The sequence below is a fragment of the Streptomyces sp. SID3343 genome, assembly GCF_009865215.1.
GTDB lineage: Bacteria > Actinomycetota > Actinomycetes > Streptomycetales > Streptomycetaceae > Embleya.
On the sequence record NZ_WWJX01000478.1, the window covers coordinates 1 to 1,539 of the forward strand.

Here is a 1,539-nt window from a genome sequence, read left to right on the forward strand (position 1 = left end):
CGCGCGGCGCTGCGCGGGCATCGGCTGGGCGCGGGGCGCCTGTTGGCCCCCGGGCTGGCCGCGGCGCAACGTTTGCTGAGCGGCCCGTCCCGGTAGGGCGTACGCGTTACGCGTTAACCCGTTACGCGTCTCTTGCGGGTTAGCGTGCCGCGTGCCGCGTGCCGCGTGCCGCGTGTTCGGGGCGGGCCGGCTCGTGCCGTGGGGGCGGCTTTCGGTCAGTCCTCCGCCCGCGCGCGCGAGCGTTCGAGTTCGCCGACCTCGCGTGCCAGGTTGGCGAGCATCCGGCGGTTGCGCAGATGCAGGAGGAGTTCGCTCGGCGGTCCCTCCAGGGTGGCGCCGAGCCCGCGCAGCGGGTGTTCGTCGACCACGACGACGGTGTCGTCGCCCCACGGGACGAGCTCGATGGCGATCCGCGCCGAGCCGAACGGCCTGGCCATCGCCTCCAGTTCGAGTCGGCGCTCGGGTTCGCAGATACGCACGACGCACTCGTCGTCGAAGGTCACCGGCCCGAAGCCCAGGACGTAGCGCAATCGCGCGCCCACCCGTGGCCACTCGTCGTCGGCCTGTTTGACGGTCCGGGTGCCCACCACCCACTCGGCGTAGCGTCGGGGGTCGGAAAGTACTTCCCACACGCGGGCGGGAGGGGCTTGGATCAATCGCTGTCGTTTGGCCACGACCGGCGACTACCCGCCGATGGGCGGCTTCACCGGCCGCACTGCCGGTTCCCTGCCGGGCGTACGCGACGGCGACCCCCGCAAGTGATCATCGCCCGGTGAATCGGCATGTTCGGCCACCGGCCGGGTAGCGGGCCGGCGACGTGTTCGAGCGGCGTGTCGCGGGCGAGGCGGCAGCACCCCGGGGGGATCGGCCGAACCCTCGACGGCAGGCATCGGCGAAGGAGTGGTGATGATGTACTCGGCATCGGGGCGTCGATCGATCCCGGCCCGCGGTTTCGCAACCGGTGGCGCCACGTGACCACGCTCGGCGTCGAGGAGGAGTATCTGCTCGTGGACCCCGCCGACGGCCTGCCGATGTCGGTGGCCGAGGCGGTACGGGTAGCGGCGGACCTGCAACCGGCCGTGTCCGGGGGCGAGGTGCAACCCGAGCTGTTGCGGGTCCAGGTCGAGGTGGCCACGCCCGTGTGCGAGACCCTGGACGAGGTCGGCGGGCACCTGTTGCGGCTGCGGCACGCGGTGTCGGCGGCGGCCGAACAGGCCGGTTGTCGCATCGCCGCGTCCGGCACGGCTCCGTTCGCGTCCCGGTCGCCGGTGGAGGTCACCGACACTCCCCGCTACCGGTCGTTGCACTCCGACGCCCCACGCCTGGTCGACGAGCAACTGATGAACGGTATGCACGTCCACGTGGCCGTCCCGGATCGCGACGCGGGGGTCGTCGTCCTCAATCGCCTGCGCCCGTGGCTGCCGGTTCTGGTGGCCATGTCGGCGAACTCCCCGGTGGCCGACGGTGGCGACACCGGTTTCGCGAGTTGGCGCACCATCGCTCTCGGCCGCTGGTCGGTCAGCGGGGTCCCGCCGGTGT

The 1,539-nt window shown here is 72.3% G+C and carries 2 protein-coding genes; one reads left to right on the plus strand and one right to left on the minus strand.

Annotated elements, in window-relative coordinates; genetic code table 11:
- Positions 1-215: 215 nt before the first annotated feature.
- Positions 216-674 (minus strand): SRPBCC family protein, encoded by a 459-nt coding sequence (locus GT354_RS15345; protein WP_161356874.1) that lies wholly within the window; start codon positions 672-674, stop codon positions 216-218.
- Positions 675-971: 297 nt separating this feature from the next.
- Here GT354_RS15345 and GT354_RS15350 point away from each other — a divergent pair.
- Positions 972-1,539, plus strand: a 568-nt coding sequence (locus GT354_RS15350) for a glutamate-cysteine ligase family protein (RefSeq protein ID WP_346012041.1), incomplete at its 3' end; no start/stop codon positions are given.